This window comes from Ruminococcus sp. MSJ-25 (genome assembly GCF_018917825.1).
Lineage (GTDB): Bacteria > Bacillota > Clostridia > Oscillospirales > Ruminococcaceae > Hominimerdicola > Hominimerdicola aceti.
Window position 1 is genome coordinate 176,512 of record NZ_JAHLPI010000015.1, and the last position, 15,892, is coordinate 192,403.

General features: G+C 43.4%; 13 protein-coding genes. 9 read left to right on the top strand and 4 right to left on the bottom strand.

Going from position 1 to position 15,892, the window contains the following annotated elements; translation table 11 throughout:
* The first annotated feature begins 346 nt into the window (after nucleotides 1–346).
* Nucleotides 347–898 carry a TIGR04002 family protein gene (locus KQH97_RS05835; RefSeq protein WP_051706220.1) on the top strand — a complete coding sequence of 184 codons (552 nt, stop codon included), beginning with the start codon at nucleotides 347–349 and terminating at the stop codon, nucleotides 896–898.
* Between the two features lie 133 nt (nucleotides 899–1,031).
* On the opposite strand, the gene KQH97_RS05840 is transcribed toward KQH97_RS05835, so the two are convergent.
* Nucleotides 1,032–1,661 (bottom strand): phosphoribosyltransferase, encoded by a 630-nt coding sequence (locus KQH97_RS05840; protein ID WP_253286381.1) that lies wholly within the window; start codon nucleotides 1,659–1,661, stop codon nucleotides 1,032–1,034.
* Between the two features lie 336 nt (nucleotides 1,662–1,997).
* Between KQH97_RS05840 and KQH97_RS05845 the strand changes: the two genes are divergently transcribed.
* The 5 genes from KQH97_RS05845 to KQH97_RS05865 all read left to right on the top strand — a co-directional run bounded on the left by KQH97_RS05845 (nucleotide 1,998) and on the right by KQH97_RS05865 (nucleotide 8,012).
* On the top strand, nucleotides 1,998–2,273 hold the full coding sequence (locus KQH97_RS05845) for a hypothetical protein (RefSeq protein ID WP_117863626.1): 276 nt from the start codon (nucleotides 1,998–2,000) through the stop codon (nucleotides 2,271–2,273).
* Between the two features lie 463 nt (nucleotides 2,274–2,736).
* Nucleotides 2,737–4,179, top strand: a complete 1,443-nt coding sequence (locus tag KQH97_RS05850; RefSeq protein WP_216553363.1) for an efflux RND transporter periplasmic adaptor subunit — start codon at nucleotides 2,737–2,739, stop codon at nucleotides 4,177–4,179.
* A 12-nt stretch (nucleotides 4,180–4,191) separates the two neighbouring features.
* On the top strand, nucleotides 4,192–4,878 hold the full coding sequence (locus KQH97_RS05855) for an ABC transporter ATP-binding protein (protein ID WP_117856805.1): 687 nt from the start codon (nucleotides 4,192–4,194) through the stop codon (nucleotides 4,876–4,878).
* Nucleotides 4,875–6,722: a biotin/lipoyl-binding protein gene (locus KQH97_RS05860; RefSeq protein WP_216553366.1), complete on the top strand. Its 1,848-nt coding sequence runs from the start codon at nucleotides 4,875–4,877 to the stop codon at nucleotides 6,720–6,722. Before KQH97_RS05855 ends, KQH97_RS05860 begins: the two co-directional genes overlap by 4 nt.
* Before the next feature lie 15 nt (nucleotides 6,723–6,737).
* Entirely contained in the window at nucleotides 6,738–8,012 is a 1,275-nt protein-coding gene (locus KQH97_RS05865; protein WP_216553369.1) for an ABC transporter permease, read from the top strand.
* 265 nt (nucleotides 8,013–8,277) lie between these two features.
* Here the strand turns inward: KQH97_RS05865 and metF are convergent, their stop codons facing one another.
* Nucleotides 8,278–9,132 (bottom strand): methylenetetrahydrofolate reductase [NAD(P)H], encoded by an 855-nt coding sequence (metF, locus tag KQH97_RS05870; protein WP_022288686.1) that lies wholly within the window; start codon nucleotides 9,130–9,132, stop codon nucleotides 8,278–8,280.
* A 281-nt stretch (nucleotides 9,133–9,413) separates the two neighbouring features.
* Here metF and KQH97_RS05875 point away from each other — a divergent pair, with 281 nt between their 5' ends.
* Complete coding sequence (locus KQH97_RS05875) at nucleotides 9,414–10,829, top strand: sugar transferase (RefSeq protein ID WP_117877223.1); 1,416 nt, start codon at nucleotides 9,414–9,416, stop codon at nucleotides 10,827–10,829.
* A 250-nt stretch (nucleotides 10,830–11,079) separates the two neighbouring features.
* Here KQH97_RS05875 and spo0A read toward each other — a convergent pair whose 3' ends face one another.
* The gene (gene spo0A, locus KQH97_RS05880; protein WP_022288684.1) at nucleotides 11,080–11,862 is read right to left on the bottom strand and encodes a sporulation transcription factor Spo0A; all 783 of its coding nucleotides are present in this window, start codon (nucleotides 11,860–11,862) and stop codon (nucleotides 11,080–11,082) included.
* Between the two features lie 270 nt (nucleotides 11,863–12,132).
* Nucleotides 12,133–13,359 (bottom strand): SpoIVB peptidase, encoded by a 1,227-nt coding sequence (gene spoIVB / locus KQH97_RS05885; RefSeq protein WP_117924112.1) that lies wholly within the window; start codon nucleotides 13,357–13,359, stop codon nucleotides 12,133–12,135.
* 250 nt (nucleotides 13,360–13,609) lie between these two features.
* On the opposite strand from spoIVB, the gene KQH97_RS05890 reads away from it, so the two are divergent.
* Together KQH97_RS05890 and KQH97_RS05895 are read left to right on the top strand one after the other, a co-directional pair.
* A complete protein-coding gene (locus KQH97_RS05890) occupies nucleotides 13,610–14,248 on the top strand; it encodes a hypothetical protein (RefSeq protein WP_117877187.1) in 639 nt (212 codons plus the stop codon).
* Nucleotides 14,249–14,386: 138 nt separating this feature from the next.
* The gene (locus tag KQH97_RS05895) at nucleotides 14,387–15,382 is read left to right on the top strand and encodes a LacI family DNA-binding transcriptional regulator (protein WP_216553372.1); all 996 of its coding nucleotides are present in this window, start codon (nucleotides 14,387–14,389) and stop codon (nucleotides 15,380–15,382) included.
* Nucleotides 15,383–15,892: the final 510 nt, after the last annotated feature.

Genomic DNA, 15,892 nt, shown 5'->3' on the forward strand with positions numbered 1-15,892 from the left:
CGCCCGTTTTTTTATGCGTTTTTTGTGCGATTTTAAGCTGTCTGTTTGCAGAATGGAGTGGTCTTGTTTATGACCGCTCTTTTTTTACGCCTTTTTATCTTCTACCTATAGCACAAAAGAAAGCCTATATGACAGCTTGGTTTTGTGCATGATTGATTTTGTCATGTTCTTGTAAAATTATTGTGGGATATGGTATTGCTTTGATGCACAAATGTGATGTTCGGATAGGACTTTTGGATTGTGCAAAAGATACAATCTGCGGTGGAAAAAGTGCGAAACTGAGGCATTTGCAAATCATAGTCTGGAGGTATAAAATAAGGATAGAAATTAAATTGGAGTGATAATAATGAGTACAACAGTTCAGGTAAAAAATTCAACAAAGCATATTCAGCTTATTTGTGTGACAGGTCTTTTTGCGGCAATGATATATGTTCTTACGGCATGGCTTCACATTCCTACGGGTGCAGGCTACACACACGCAGGTGACGGACTTATTTATCTTGCGGCTTCAATGCTTCCTACACCTTATGCAATGGCGGCAGGCGCTATCGGAGCAGGTCTTGCAGACGGACTTTCGGGATTTGTGGTATGGCTTCCGGGAACTATCGTTATAAAGGCTATAACTGCTCTTTGCTTTTCAAGAAAGACAGAGAAAATAATCTGCGTGAGAAATCTTCTTGGAATTATCCCTGCACTTGTTATATGCGTGGTATGCTACAGTCTTTATGAGGGAATTTTTATGGCAGGCGGTTTTTCAAAGAGCGCAATAATCTCGGCTTTCGGTCAGACTCCTGCTTACTGCATACAGGTGCTTGCAAGCTCGATACTTTATATAGTGCTTGGTCTTGGTTTTGACAAGGCTGGGCTTAAAAAGAAGTTTTCACATTTGTTTGGATAATTTATTGGCATAAAAGCGTGATAAGCAAAGTGGACGACATCAGGTCGTCTCTACGCATTTTGGCAAAAGAAAAAGGGGCGGAAGTCAAATTCCGTCCCTTTAACGTTATTTTTATGGAGAATGAAGTTACAAGCTATATCTTTGAATAGCCGAAGCTGTTTACCAAAGCGTCGACCTTCTGTCCTGATTTGCACATTGGGCATTCTGATGATGTATATGTCATGTAATCAGGCAGATCCTTTTCTGTGAAAAGGGCGTGGATAGCAGTGCCGTTGTTCTCTTTGATAGCGGAGAATATGGAAGCTATTCCCACAAGATTGCCGTTATAGTATTTCAGGCAGTCGATAGCTCTGTTTATGCTCTTTCCAGTTGAAACGGAAGCGATAAGCAGAAGCACCTGCTTGCCCCATATCTTCTTCTGAGTGTTATCTCTGAATATCATCTGATTAACAGCGTTTAGCTCAGGTGTTACTACATTTACGTCTGCACCGCTGTTTATGCCGCTTTCGCCAAGGCTTTCAGCGAGAAAGGCACCGATGATCTCTGTGCCTTCAAGGCATATGATAGTGTCGATATGTGTTGAAACATAGGTGGCTGCCAATGCCTTTGCGGCTTCCTTTGCCATTTTATAACCAGTTTTAAGAGATGTTATATCTACATAATAATTGATATGCGAGTGGTTAGTTGCATAGTGACCCGGTATAACGCCTATCTGTATCTTGCTGTTGCCTGCTGCCTGTATAATTTGCATACGTTCTTCCAAAATAAAGACCTCCTTACAAGTAAAGTGTGAACAGTATGTTGCTATTCGTTATTATATCACATATGGGCAAGGATTTCAATGCTATTTTTGATGAATTTTGCTATATATTTTTGTGACAATACACAATTAATAAACTGATAAATCAAAATTTACAGCGATTTATTTGTAATTCGTGAGGTGTTGTGTATATTGTTGTGTAAACTAATGTATGATTTGTACAAAATTCTGCTTGTAATTTTATTGGAAAATGTGTATAATTGAATGAGGAAAACTTTAAGCAGCTCTGTGATAAAGCTTTGCTGTTGATAAAAGGCGTATCGGAGGAGGTCTTTTTATATGAGGACGAGAAAGCTTTTGTCGGGGCTTGGGGCGACTGTGATGTCGCTTATGATGATAATACCGTGGGCGGTGTATGCGGACAGCCCTCAGGTGGAGGACAGCTCCATTGTGACGGAAAGCTCTGCGGCGGAGGCTATGGCGGAGCAGGGGGTCATCAAGGCGCAGAAAAACTCCACCCAGAACACGGAGACCGATTGGGTGCTTTTCGGCTGTATCGGCGGCGGTGCGGTGGTAGTGCTTATAATGATAGGGCTTATGGCTAAGAAAAAATAATACATATTAGGGCGGCGTGGGCTGCCCTTTTTTTGTTGTTGGTGGTAGATGTAATAAACAGCAGAAACGGACGAACACTGTTTCGCCAAGAATGTCAAACAAGCGGGACGTCGAGGGCGCCGTCCCCTACAAGCAATGTAAATATGCTGTTTGTATGTAGTGGCAAATAGTGTGCGGAAATTTTTTTGTTTGCAACTTTATTTGTTATTGCACGTCTTTATAGATGAGGGAAATTCTTATGAGTTTCTTAAAACAACGGCTTTATTTATTGACTTATACTCTTTTTATGGTATAATGTATACATAAAAAAGATAAGAACAAAAGACAACAGGACAGCAAGATAACAAAGAATAATACGCTCATGCTATACCCTTATGGAAAAAGTGAGGCGTTTTATCCGTCCGTCTGCTGTCAGGCGGATTTTTTATGCTGTTTTGGAAAAATCACAAACGGAGGTATTGCAATGACCACGAAAAAAAGGATATGCACTGTTATAATAGTGCTTGTTATCGTTTGCGCAGTGTGTGTGGGAGGTTTTCTCGTATGGAAAAAGACCGGCAAGGGAGGCTCAAAAAGCTCACAGAAGGTATATGTGCAGAAGGTATCGTCACTTAACACTGCGTCGGACTTCAAGCTTTCTAATCGCTCGTTCTTGGGCGTTGTTGAGGCACAGGAGTCTGTGGACGTAAAGTATGACAGCTCAAAGACGGTGGACGAGATACTTGTTAAGAACGGTGACTCTGTTAAAAAGGGTGACAAGCTTCTTACATATGACGTTGAGGCTATAAATCTTCAGCTTGAGCAGGCTAAGCTTGAGGTGGAGAGGCTTCAGAACGAGATAGCTTCAAACAAGAATCAGATAGCTGAGCTTGAAAAGGAAAAGAAAAACGCCGATCAGGACGCTGCTGTGTCATACACGACCCAGATCCTTTCTTTGCAGAGTGACAATGCCAAGAACGAATATGATATAAAGGCTAAAAACGTTGAGATCAAAAAGCTGGAGGCTTCCACAAAGAACGCATACGTCACCGCTTCTATCGACGGAACTGTAAAGAACGTCAAGACGGTGGACAAGCTTCAGGAGGACGGCGGCGACGTTATAATGCAGATAACAGAAGAGGGCGACTACAGAATAAAGGGCAGATTCAATGAGCAGAACAGCAAAGATATCATGCAGGGAGCTTCTGTTATCGTAAAGTCAAGGCTTGATGATTCCACTTGGAAGGGCGAGATAACTTCTGTTGACACAAGTCCGCAGAAAAATTCTGGTGAAGATATGTACAGCTACGGTTCAAGCGATGAGATGAGCCAGTCTTCAAACTACGCTTTCTATGTTAAGCCTGAGAGCTTTGACGGACTTATGCTCGGTCAGCACGTTCTTATTGAGATAGACAACGGTCAGGACACTTCTGTAAACAAAACAGGAATTTGGCTCTATTCCGACTTTATCTGCAAGGACGGCAAGAAGAACTACGTTTGGGCTAAGAACGAGGACGGAAAGATAGAAAAGAGATATGTTGAGATAGGTCAGAAGGACGAGGATAACGGTGACTGCGAGATAAAGTCAGGTCTTGAAAAGGGCGATTATATCGCATACCCTGACAAGTCTATCGAGGAGGGCATGACGGCTACCACAAATGAGGCTGATGTGTCTGTTCCGCCTAATGACCTTGACCCGAACGACAACACGGACAGTGACGCTGATAACGAGGGCGGTGACGAGGACATCGCTTTTGACGGAAGTGATGAGGACGGCATGGCTATAGACGAGGATATGCTTGCAAGCATGACGGACGAGGAGATAGAAGAATACTTCAACAAGCTTTACGGTGAAGAGGAAAATGCAGAAAATGCAGACGGTGAGAATGCCGACGCTGCTGATGCTGACGCAGCTTTCGCTGAATAAGGAGGGCTTGCAATGGTATTTGAACTGAAAAATATCTACAAGGATTATTTGCAGGGCAAGGAAGCTGTGCCTGTGCTTAAGGATATTTCCCTTGATGTCTCAGAGGGGGAATATGTGGCGATAATGGGTCCGTCAGGTTCGGGAAAGTCTACGCTCATGAACATTATAGGCTGTCTTGACAAGCAGACAAAGGGAAGCTTTGTTTTTGACGGCTGTGACATTATGCAGGCAAAGGATAGGAAGCTTTCGGAGATAAGAAACAAGAAGATAGGTTTTGTGTTTCAGAACTTTAATCTGCTCCCTAGACAATCAGCACTTGAAAATGTGGAGCTTCCGCTGCTTTATGCGGGGGTAGGCAAAAGAGAAAGACGTCAGAGAGCAAAGGCGGCTCTTGAAAAGGTGGGGCTTGCACAGAGAATGATGTTCAAGCCTACTCAGCTTTCAGGCGGTCAGAAGCAGAGGGTGGCTATTGCAAGGGCGATAGTCAACAATCCAAAGCTTCTTCTTGCAGACGAACCCACAGGCGCTCTTGACACAAAGTCGGGCGATCAGGTAATGGAGCTTTTCAAGGAGCTTAATGACGATGGTGTTACTATCGTTATGATAACACACGAGCCTGACATTGCAAGATGTGCAAAGAGGATAATGTATATCCGTGACGGCGAGCTTCATGGAGAAAAGGCAGGTGAGCAGGAATGAAAAAGGTAATAATAACGCTCCTGTGCATAGCTATCCTCGGCGGAGGCGGATATGCGGGAGCAATGAAATATAAGAAAAATCAGGACAAGAAAACTGTTGTGGCGGTAGTTCCTGTTGACCTTATGGCGGAAACTGCGGATATGTACGAGTGGGACAACTCGGCAAACATGGACGGGCAGATAGTTTCTGCCAATACTCAGAGAGTTACTCTTGACAACGAGAAGCTTGTTAAAAAGGTGTTTGTGAAAAAGGGCGACACTGTTAAAAAGGGTGACACTATACTTGAATATGACATGACGGTGGTTGAGCTGGAGCTTTCACAGAAAGAAAATCAGGTAAAGGTCTGCGAGCAGAACATCAAAATGGCTGAAAAGGAGCTTGCTAAATACAAGCTTTTAAAGCCTTCTGAGGACGCACCGCAAGAGCCTGACGATCCAGAGCCTGAGCCAGACCCAGAGCCGGAACCGGAACCAGAGCCGACTCCAGATCCTGAGCCAACTCCTGAGCCTGTGGAAACTGTGGACGTTGTAAAGGCTGTTTTCCAGACGAAAAATGCAGGCACAAAGGACGATCCTTATATTATAAACTGCAACAGGAACACCAAGGTATCCAAAGCGTTTCTTGAAAGGATAAAGACAACGGGGGCTTATGCGGAGCTTTGCGTTTATGATGATAACTCAAACTTTATATACAAGTGGATAGTCAACCGTGAAACAATGGGCAAAAAGGCTCTTGCAGACTGGACAGTTTCACAGGGGATAACTGAGGACAAGGAAAGCGGTACGCTTTCTCTTGACACTTCTGTGGAGCAGTTCGGCAAGTTCTCTATCGTTGTGCCTGCAGGCTCAGACAGCAGTGATGACAGTGCTGACGATAGCGATGATACTGATGATACCGACAATGGCGGTGATGCGGATATACCTGGTGACGGTGATCTTGATGATAATGACGCCGGCATAGATGTCACTCCTGCTGACCCGTCACAGACGGGCGATACAAATTCAGGCTCTGAGGACTATATGTACAGCCGTGCAGAGATAAAGAAAATGATATCAGAAAAAGAGGACGAAATAAAGAGCTTAAAGCTTGACCTTAAGTCTGCAAAGCTTGACTACAATGACGCTTTGAAGAAAAAGACAGACGGCAAGGTAGTGGCTAATATCGACGGAGTCGTTAAAAAGATAGGCACTGTAGGCGACGCTGCCGCAGAGGGCGATAATTCGGACGATGTTGACGGCAAGGACGATGTGGACATTATGGACAGCAGCATGGACTACAGCGGTGGCAGCTCAGATGATGACGCTTTCGCTATAATCGAGGGCGAGGGCGGAGTTTCCGTTACTTTTAGTGTGGGCGAGCTTAATCTTGACAGAGCGGCTGTGGGAAACACTGTTATGGTGAACTCATACAACACGGGAATGAGCATTGACGCTGAGATAACAAAGATAAGCAGCGAGCCTACGTCATACTCGGCAAACAACTGGGGTGACAATCCTAACAGCTCCACCTACACTGTAGAAGCTAAGCTCAGCGACAGCACGGATTTCAACGTGGGCGACTGGGTAGGCGTTTCATTTGTGAATGACACCACGACCAGTGACAGCGTTTATCTGCCTATACATTATGTAAGGCAGGAAAACGGAAACTACTACATAATGAAAGCCAACAAGGACGGCAGACTTGTGAAAAGCTACATAAAAACAGGCAAGATAATGTATGGCACTAATATTGAGGTCAAGGGCGGACTTTCTATGAAAGACAAGATATGCTTCCCATACGGCAAGGACGTCAAAGAGGGCGTAAGGACAAAGGAGACCGACAAAGTCCTTTATCCTGAGTATTAAAAGGGGGCGGATAATATGATAGAAAATATCAGACTTTCATTCAAGGGTATACTTTCACATAAGATACGCTCGTTTCTTACTATGCTTGGTATCATTATCGGTATTGCGGCTATCATTGCTATAGTTTCCACTATCAAGGGTACAAATGAGCAGATAAAGAACAATCTTATCGGTGCAGGAAACAACACTGTGAAGATCCAGCTTTCAAATGGCGACACTGTTTGCGACTTTTCTTATGAAGCGCCACCGTCTAATGTGGCAATGTTCACATCGGACACTAAAAAACGTATCAACGAGCTTAAAGAGGTGGAGTCAAGCACTTTTTACCGCACAAGAAACAATCCTGACAATCTGTTTTATCTTAACAACAAAATGGATTCGTCAACTATATACGGAGTAGACAAGGATTATTTTGACACTGTTGGATACGAGATAGTTGAGGGAAAGGGCTTTGCGGAGAGAAACTTTACCAAATTTGACAAGGTGGCAGTGGTAGACAAGACGCTTGCAGAGGGTCTTTTCCAGGGTGAAAGCCCTGTGGGAAAGGTAATAGACATAAGTGGCGAGCCGTTCACTGTAATAGGCGTGGCTGTGAAAAATTCAAACTTTGAGCCTGTTATAAGCTCAGTGGAGGACTACTACACATACAATCAGACATCAAGCGGACTTATCTTTATCCCCACAAACGATTGGGGGATAGTTTTCCGCTATGACGAACCAGAAAACTGTATCGTAAAGGCTGTGGACACGGACTCGATGACGAATGCTGGCAAAAAGTCGGCGGATATTCTTAACGAGAACGTTTCGGCTGTAAAGGGCGGAAGTGAGGAAACCAGCGCTTCTGTGGAATACAAGAGCGATAGCCTGCTGGAGCAGGCGAAGTCATTGCAGGATCTGAGTTCATCCACTAATAAGATGCTTATATGGATAGCTAGCATCTCACTGCTGGTAGGCGGTATAGGCGTAATGAACATTATGCTCGTGTCGGTAACAGAGAGAACGAGAGAGATAGGACTGAAAAAAGCACTTGGAGCAAGGAAAAAGAGAATTCTTGCACAGTTTTTGACAGAAGCGGCAGTGCTTACGAGCATAGGCGGAATGATCGGCGTGCTGACGGGCATAGGACTTTCGCAGGTAATAGCGAAGGTAGCGGAGGTGCCTGTGGCGATATCCTCGGCGTCAATAGTAGTGTCGGTGGTATTTTCAATGGTAGTTGGAATAGTATTTGGACTTATTCCGTCTATAAAGGCGGCGAAGCTCAATCCTATCGACGCTTTGAGATATGAATAATAAGCTATAATAAAGCGGTGTCGGAGTGTAAAGCTCTGACCCGCTTTTGTTTGCCTACACAGCTTTATGATAAATCAAACCTTAACGCTTCGATGTCGGGGGCGCCGTCCCCTACATTTGGGTGCAATGTTTATACAATGTAATAATCAGTAGGATCGTGAAAAAAATGAAACGGGCGAACACTGTTCGCCCCTACAGTTGGTCTGTGCGGAAAACAAAAAAAGCAGGCGGAGATCAATTCTCCGCCTGCTTGCGTTTGTGTAAATCAGAAAAGCGACTTCACCGCTTCACATATCTTCTCTGCTATATATGGATTGTTCATGGTGTAAAGGTGTATGCCGTCTACATCATTGGCGATGAGATCTACTATCTGCGATACCGCATAGGCTATGCCTGCATCTCTCATTGCTATTGGGTCGTTCTCGTATTTGTCCATTATCTTTAGAAACTTCTTCGGCAGGGTCGCATGACAAAGAGTTGTCATTCTAAGTATCTGCTTTTTGTTGGTCACAGGCATTATTCCTGCTTCGATAGGCACGTTTATCCCTGCTATGGCTGTTTTTTCTCTGAAATCGTAAAATGTGCTGTTGTCAAAGAAAAGCTGGGTGATAAGCTGTGAACAGCCTGCGTCTACTTTATCCTTCAGGTGCTTTATATCATCTACTATGCTGTCGCACTCCGGGTGACATTCAGGATAGCATGCGCCTATTACGTTCATGTCGCTGTGCTCTTTTATGAAAGATACAAGGTCGGAAGCGTAGTGAAAATCACCTGCCGGCTCAAAATCAGGGTTTCTGTCACCTCTCAAAGCAAGTATGTTCTCAATATTCGCAGACTTCATCTCTTCAAGCTGCTCTAATACTCGTTCCTTTGTCTGATAAAGGCATGGAAGATGTGCCACCGACTCTATCTTGTGGTGATTTTTTATAGCCGAGCATATGTCGATAGTCGCATTGTTCGTGCTTCCGCCTGCTCCGTATGTTACGCTGATAAAATCAGGATTAAGTGGCTGGAGCTGTGATATGGTGCTGTATATGCTCTCAACAGGCGTTGAACTCTTTGGTGGGAATACCTCAAAGGATAATGTTGTCTTTTTCTTGAAAAGCTCGCAGGTCTTCATTTATTTTCCTCTTTTCTGTTATCTATATAAAAATATATTTTTTATTTTTCTGCAAAGTATATTATAACACAAAATTCCTAGTAAATCAATAATTTTTATTCTATGGTCTGTCATAGTTTAAAACTATATCGAATGAAGATACAGGTATTATCTTGAAAAATCAGGCTGAAAAAGGTGGCAGTCGGTGAAAATTGTGTGTAATGCTTGATTATTGGCGAAAAGTATGCTATACTTTACTCATTGAGCAGATAACAAAAACAGCAGAGAAAGGCGGTTTTTTGTTGAATAACAGAGATCAGTTCAAAAGGATACTTAACTATCTCAGCGCACTTGTTATAATCTGTGCCTTTATGAAGTGCTTCGACACGGTTTGGAACAACTTTTACAACAAGGCGATGCGTGACCCGTTCTGGCATAATGGTAACATTCTTATGGTGGCTATCTATGCGGTGCTCTATATATCCATGGCAAAGACCTTTAACGGCTTCCGTCTTGGATATGATAAATTCACGGGGCTTTTCGGCTCGCAGGTGCTGGGTGTGCTGGGTGCGAATTTTATAGAATTTATACTCGTTTCTCTTATCGGACGAGGCAGGCTCAACATAGCGCCCATACTTGTTATGACGGTAATTCAGGTGGCCATAGCCTTTGCGTGGAGCTATGTTTTCACTTGGATATATCAGGCGGTATACCCTCCGCGGCGAATGATAATCGTTTATGGAAACAAGAACGCTAAGTACCTTGTTTCAAAAATGAGCGTGAGAAATGACAAATACAGGATATGCGCTTCTATAAGCTGTGAGGAGAGCCTTGAGGATATCGAGCGTGAGATATTAAAACACGAGGCTGTTATAATCTCGGATATCCCAAATGACCTGAGAAACAAGCTTTTGAAATTTACTTTTGAAAATTCTATCAGGACTTATATAAACCCTAAGCTGTCAGATATTATCGTAAGGGGTGCGGAGGATTTCCACCTTTTCGATACGCCCCTTTTGCTGGCGAGAAATGACGGCTTGCGTTGGGAACAGCGTGCGGTAAAGAGAACGCTCGATATTTTGTTGTCAGCAGCAGCGCTTGTTATCGCTTCGCCGTTCATGCTAGTGACGGCTATTGCAATAAAGGCTTATGATGGCGGTCCTGTGCTTTATTCTCAGAAAAGGCTCACAACAGGGGGCAGGGTGTTCAAGGTATACAAGTTCAGAAGCATGATAGTTGACGCTGAAAAGAAAAGCGGTGCGACCCTTGCAAAGAAAAATGACAGCCGTATCACTCCTATAGGAAAGTTTATAAGAAAAGTAAGGATAGACGAGCTTCCGCAGCTTATAAACATACTAAAGGGCGATATGTCGTTTGTAGGGCCTAGACCTGAGCGACCTGAGATCGCGCAGAAGTATGAAAAAACAATGCCTGAGTTCAAATACAGGCTGAAAGTCAAGGCTGGACTTACGGGCTATGCGCAGGTAATGGGAAAGTATAACACTACGCCTTATGACAAGCTGAAGCTTGACCTTATGTACATAGAGCATCAGTCGCTTATGCTTGATCTTAGAATATTCTTTATGACGGTAAAGACCTGCTTTATACCAGAAGCCACTGAGGGCGTAAAGGATTCGGCTCCTCTTGAAACTCACCGTGACAGGATAGAGCATGACAACAGCAAGGACGAAAAGAACAGCGAAGAGATAAAGCTGTGATAATATGAAAATGCAGAGGGCGGATCATTTTCGCCCTCTTTTTTTGTATTTTGTGTGTAGAGGCGACCTGAGGTCGCCTGTGTTCGGAAATGCAACGTCACACCCAAAGCGAAAAAGTTTGTCTTATTGCAAATTTAGCAGGCGAACAAAGACGGACGAACACTGTTCGCCCCTACATTTATCAACAAGTAACAAAAGAGCAGAACGTGAAAATGCGTTCTGCTCTTTTTGCATATATGACTTATGACCCCTAGACCGCCATGGTGGTCTTGAATTTAAGGCTTATTTTGTCTGCGATAAGTGCGATAAATTCGCTGTTTGTGGGCTTGCCCTTGCCTGTGTTTATTGTGTAGCCGAAGAAGCTGTTGAGGGTGTCGATATCTCCTCTGTCCCATGCTATCTCAATGGCATGGCGTATGGCTCTTTCCACTCTGGAGGGCGTAGTTGCGAATTTTTTTGCCACTGCAGGATATAATAGCTTTGTAACGCTTTCAAGCATTTCCTTATCGTTCACGGACTGTATGATAGCTTCCCTGAGATAGTGATAGCCCTTGATGTGGGCAGGGACGCCTATCTGATGGATTATGTCTGTGACGATTATCTCAAGGTTTATGCTCTGCTTGTTTTTCGTATAGCTTGAGTCGGAGGATATATCGGTGTCGATATCCAGCATGGACTTTATCCTCTCGCCAAGTATCTTTATGTCGAATGGTTTGAGCATGAAATATGATGCTCCCGCGTTCATGACCTGTGTTTCTATAAATGAGTTCTCATAGGCGCTTGTGATTATAAAAAGCGGTTTCTGATAGGACGAGTTCTGTATCTTTCTGATAAGCTCGATTGCGTCAAGGCTCGGCATCACTGCGTCTGCGATAACAACGTCCGGCTGTTCGTTTTTGATAGCGTCATAGATAGTAAGTCCGTCCTTGGGACGTGTTATCACGAAAAAGCCCATTGCTCTCAGTGAGGAAGCACATGCTACCCCGTACTGTGCCGAATCGTCGCCAATAAGAATTTTGATCTTGTTTGTCATTGTCATTTCCTCCGTCGTATAATCTGTCATTTTTGTTTGAGAGCGTTTGTTTTAACTCCCTTTCACAAGATAAATGATAACACATTTATTTGTTAAATGCAATAGTTTTTTAGAAAAATCGTCAACAAATTATCGACTTATTAATGCAAAGTGTACAAATATCAGTGCGTGAATATGCCAAAACAAGATAATTAAGCATTGTTCGACTGTAGATGATATTTTTCTCTATGCAAAGCCTTTTCATAAATCGACAGCGGTCGGCAAAGGTCGCTAACCTGCGTTTTCTATGGTGCTTTCGGCAAGCTCTGAGGTCTTTGAATACATTTCGTCAGCGAAGATACCGTAGCCTTTGGCGGTGTCCTCGATAAAAACATGGGTCACTGCGCCCACGAGTCTTCCGTCCTGAATGATAGGCGAGCCGCTCATGCCCTGCAAAATGCCCCCTGTTTTTTCAAGAAGCGTCTTGTCAGTTATTTTGATAACAAGGTCATGCTCGGCAGAATCTGAGAGATTTATCTGCTCGATAGATATCTCATATTCTTTTGGCCCGTCATTGTCAATAGAGGAGAGTATTTTGGCTTTGCCGGGGTGTATCTCCTGACGGAAGCCGAGAGGAAACTCTTTTGCATTTGGGCAAGGATTTGCGTTCAGTGTGCCGAACACGCCGCTTTCGCAGTTTTTCAGGATATCACCTGTGGAGGCGGAGTTTGCAAACTCGCCTAAAAGCTGTCCCGGACAGCCTGAGCGTGACTTGTTGAAGCCTGTGAGGTTTATTTCGCCAACTGTGCCTGCGGAGAGGGGGAGGGGTTCTTTTGTGTCTGCGTCGCATACGGGGTGACCAAGACCTCCGAAAGTTCCGTTTTCAGGGTCATAGAATGTGAGAGTGCCTATGCCTGCGGAGGAGTCACGCACCCACATTCCTGCTTTATAGCTTCCGTCCTCAAGGCGTGGGCATAGCTTGAAGGTCAGGTCGTTGCTTCCACGCTTTATGCGCACTGAGCAGGCTTCACCGTTTGAGCTTCTTATTATTTTTGCAACGTCTGCGTTGCTTTTGACTTTTTCTCCGTCGATAGATACTATAACATCGCCCTCTCTGATACCGCAATCTTTGGCAGGGCTTGAAGAATCCACCTTTTGCAGATCGACTACCATTACGCCCTCTGTGAGAAGCTTTATGCCGAATGGCTGTCCGCAAGGATAAAGCATTGGTCTTTCCATTGTCTTTGATTCAACCTCCTTGACTGGCACTGCCCCAAAAAGCATGAGCATATTTTTTGTGTATCGTGACGCTCCTGACGAACCGCCTGACACCGCCACTGTCACCTTGCTTTCGCAGGGCTTTGAGGATATGGTGAAAAAGGAGTTCACGCTAAGCTCGCTGCCCTTTGAAACAAGGTAGAAATCGGGGAGCGTTGTGGAATAAAATCCTATAAGACCAAACAGCCCCAGCAGTATTATCCCTGTGACGCAGGCTGTTTTTTTGAAAAATGACGACATTTTTTTCACGTTCCTTTCTGTTTTTCTTTTCGCTTTTATTGTTGACCTGTCTAGAAATTTAATTCAGCCGTCGGCATAAGTATTATTTGTCTTGGAAAGCCTTTTTCAATTTTATTCTGCCTTCTTAACAGTGCAAAGGAAGAAAATTTCATTTGTATGTGTTGAATTTCGTGGCATACTATGATATAATAAAATATCTGATGAGAACACTATGATACGATAATATTTTAATACATAAAAGAGGTACATTATGTCAAAAAAAGACAGACTTAAAGCACAGAAAGAAAAGCAGGACAGGCTCAGGAAAGAAGCGGAGCTTGAAGAACAGAGAGAGCGTGAGGAAGCCAGAGAAAGGCAGAGCCGCTCGGCGAAAAAGATGATGAAAAAGGCGAAACGCACAAAACCAAACGGTGAGCCTGTTTATTATCTTATTTTGAAGCTTCTTATGATAGTGCCGTTTGCGTATTCGGGATTTTTCTACGGCGGTGTAACTATCGTGGGCATCATGGGCAAGTATATAGAGCCCGTTCCGCCAAAGTGGGTGCTGTGGGCAATGGCGGCAGGCGTTGTTGTCATGTTTGCAGGAATATTGTTTGCGTTTTTCAAAAAATATATCGTTTCCTTTATACTTAGCCTTGGGGGCATGATATCGTTTCTTAAAGCGGGCGGATATCTTATAAAAAGGATACAGGACAAGCTGAGCAATTCGGCTGTAGATCAGTCTTTGCAGAATATGGATAAGGAATATATGTGGAGATTTTATCCTATAATAGGTGTTGCTGTCATATCAGCGGCTCTGCTCATCTGCACTATAATAAGAAAACTCATTGAGCGGAAAAGACTGCAAAGAGAGAGGGATAACGCCCCTGTCGAGAGCATTATCAACTGATTTTGATCTGCGTTTTTGTTTAAATGTGAGATTTTGCGATATTCTATTGACTTTATGTCATAAAATGATATAATTGAATGAGAATGTTATCAGAGTTTATTTTAAGGCGTTCATTAAGTAGAAAAAGCGGTGAGAATTTTGAAGAAAGCAGTTACACTTATAGATATAGCCAAAGCCTGTGACACAAGTAATGTCACTGTGTCAAAAGCCCTTGCAGGAAAAAGCGGAGTCAGCGACGCTCTCAGAGAGAAGATAAAGCAGGTCGCTGACGAAATGGGTTATGTGGGCGTGAAAAGCACTCAGAACAGGAGAGGCAATACTATCGGTGTGCTTATCCCATCAAAATTCATCAATCCTAACGGTTCTTTTTATTGGGCGTTGTATAACGCTCTTGTAACAAGGCTCAAAAAAGAAAATATGTACTGCATAATGGAAAATCTGGATCAGGAGGACGAGGACAGGCTCATGCTCCCGCATTGTATCGAGGACAAGCAGGTTTCAGCGCTTATTTCACTGGGACAGCTTTCCAAGGATTATGCAAAGCTTCTTAATGACAATGTGAAAGATCTTGTACTGCTTGATTACTATGTGCCGTCCTTAGACTTGGACGCTGTTGTGACAAATGGCTACAGCGGCGGCTACAAGCTTACTTCATATCTTATAAAAATGGGTCACAAGAAGATAGGATACATAGGAAATAAATTTGCCACAACGAGTATTTTTGACAGATATATGGGCTATGTAAAGGCTATGATAGAGCATGGCTATGAGGTCAACGAAAAGTGGCGTATCGACGATCGTGACAAGCGTGATTTTATCACTATGACTTTCCCTGAGGACGATATGCCAACGGCTTTCGTGTGCAACTGCGACGAGGCGGCTTACCGTGCGATAAGACAGCTCCGTGGCATGGGATATAACGTGCCTGAGGATATTTCCATTGTGGGATATGATAACTATCTGATCTCCGACGTTTCAGACCCGACTATCACGACTATAAACGTTGATGCAGATTATATGGCAGACCTTGCGGTAATGACACTTATGGACAGAATGGAAGAACCTGACGGCAAGCCGAGGATAAGAACTATCGAGGGCGACCTTGTTATAAAGGACTCTGTAAAGAGAATATAGGTGTTTTATTAGCGAATATAACAAAAGGATCAGCATGGCGGTTGCTGATCTTTTTTTATTTTGCTATTGACAAATGAGTAATTTTAAGTTATAATATAACTGTACTTATTAAGTGCACCTTTCTAATCTATGATTTTCTATTGTTTGCGGCATGACCCCGTCGGTTGTGTCGGTTGTCTGATCTTGGCGACAGTCTTTGTTAAGGCTGTCGCCACTTTTTTTGTGCATTTTTGCTCAAACTCAAGCCCTTGGATTTATATTTGTTCATAAATTTGCGATTAAAAAGACATTAATTTATGAACAAATACTGACTTAATATTGTTTAAGCTGCGTGCTTAATATTGCTGACGATAATAAACTAATTTATCCAATAAAATTAAGCTGCCCTGAGGGCTATCAAGTATGAAAGCAAAGAAGATATGTGCCGGTGCAATGGTGCTGCCATACCGCTTTTGCTTTATAGGCAAACAAAAAAAGCGATGAGCCTTTTGCAAGGTCATCGCTTTTTTA

What these genes read in the sequence shown, in the direction of transcription:
- KQH97_RS05835 (WP_051706220.1), top strand. Translation starts at nt 347, where the DNA reads ATGAGTACAACAGTTCAGGTAAAAAATTCAACAAAGCATATTCAGCTT.
- KQH97_RS05845 (WP_117863626.1), top strand. Translation starts at nt 1,998, where the DNA reads ATGAGGACGAGAAAGCTTTTGTCGGGGCTTGGGGCGACTGTGATGTCG.
- KQH97_RS05850 (WP_216553363.1), top strand. Translation starts at nt 2,737, where the DNA reads ATGACCACGAAAAAAAGGATATGCACTGTTATAATAGTGCTTGTTATC.
- KQH97_RS05855 (WP_117856805.1), top strand. Translation starts at nt 4,192, where the DNA reads ATGGTATTTGAACTGAAAAATATCTACAAGGATTATTTGCAGGGCAAG.
- KQH97_RS05860 (WP_216553366.1), top strand. Translation starts at nt 4,875, where the DNA reads ATGAAAAAGGTAATAATAACGCTCCTGTGCATAGCTATCCTCGGCGGA.
- KQH97_RS05865 (WP_216553369.1), top strand. Translation starts at nt 6,738, where the DNA reads ATGATAGAAAATATCAGACTTTCATTCAAGGGTATACTTTCACATAAG.
- metF (WP_022288686.1), bottom strand. Translation starts at nt 9,132, where the DNA reads ATGAAGACCTGCGAGCTTTTCAAGAAAAAGACAACATTATCCTTTGAG.
- spo0A (WP_022288684.1), bottom strand. Translation starts at nt 11,862, where the DNA reads ATGACAAACAAGATCAAAATTCTTATTGGCGACGATTCGGCACAGTAC.
- spoIVB (WP_117924112.1), bottom strand. Translation starts at nt 13,359, where the DNA reads ATGTCGTCATTTTTCAAAAAAACAGCCTGCGTCACAGGGATAATACTG.
- KQH97_RS05890 (WP_117877187.1), top strand. Translation starts at nt 13,610, where the DNA reads ATGTCAAAAAAAGACAGACTTAAAGCACAGAAAGAAAAGCAGGACAGG.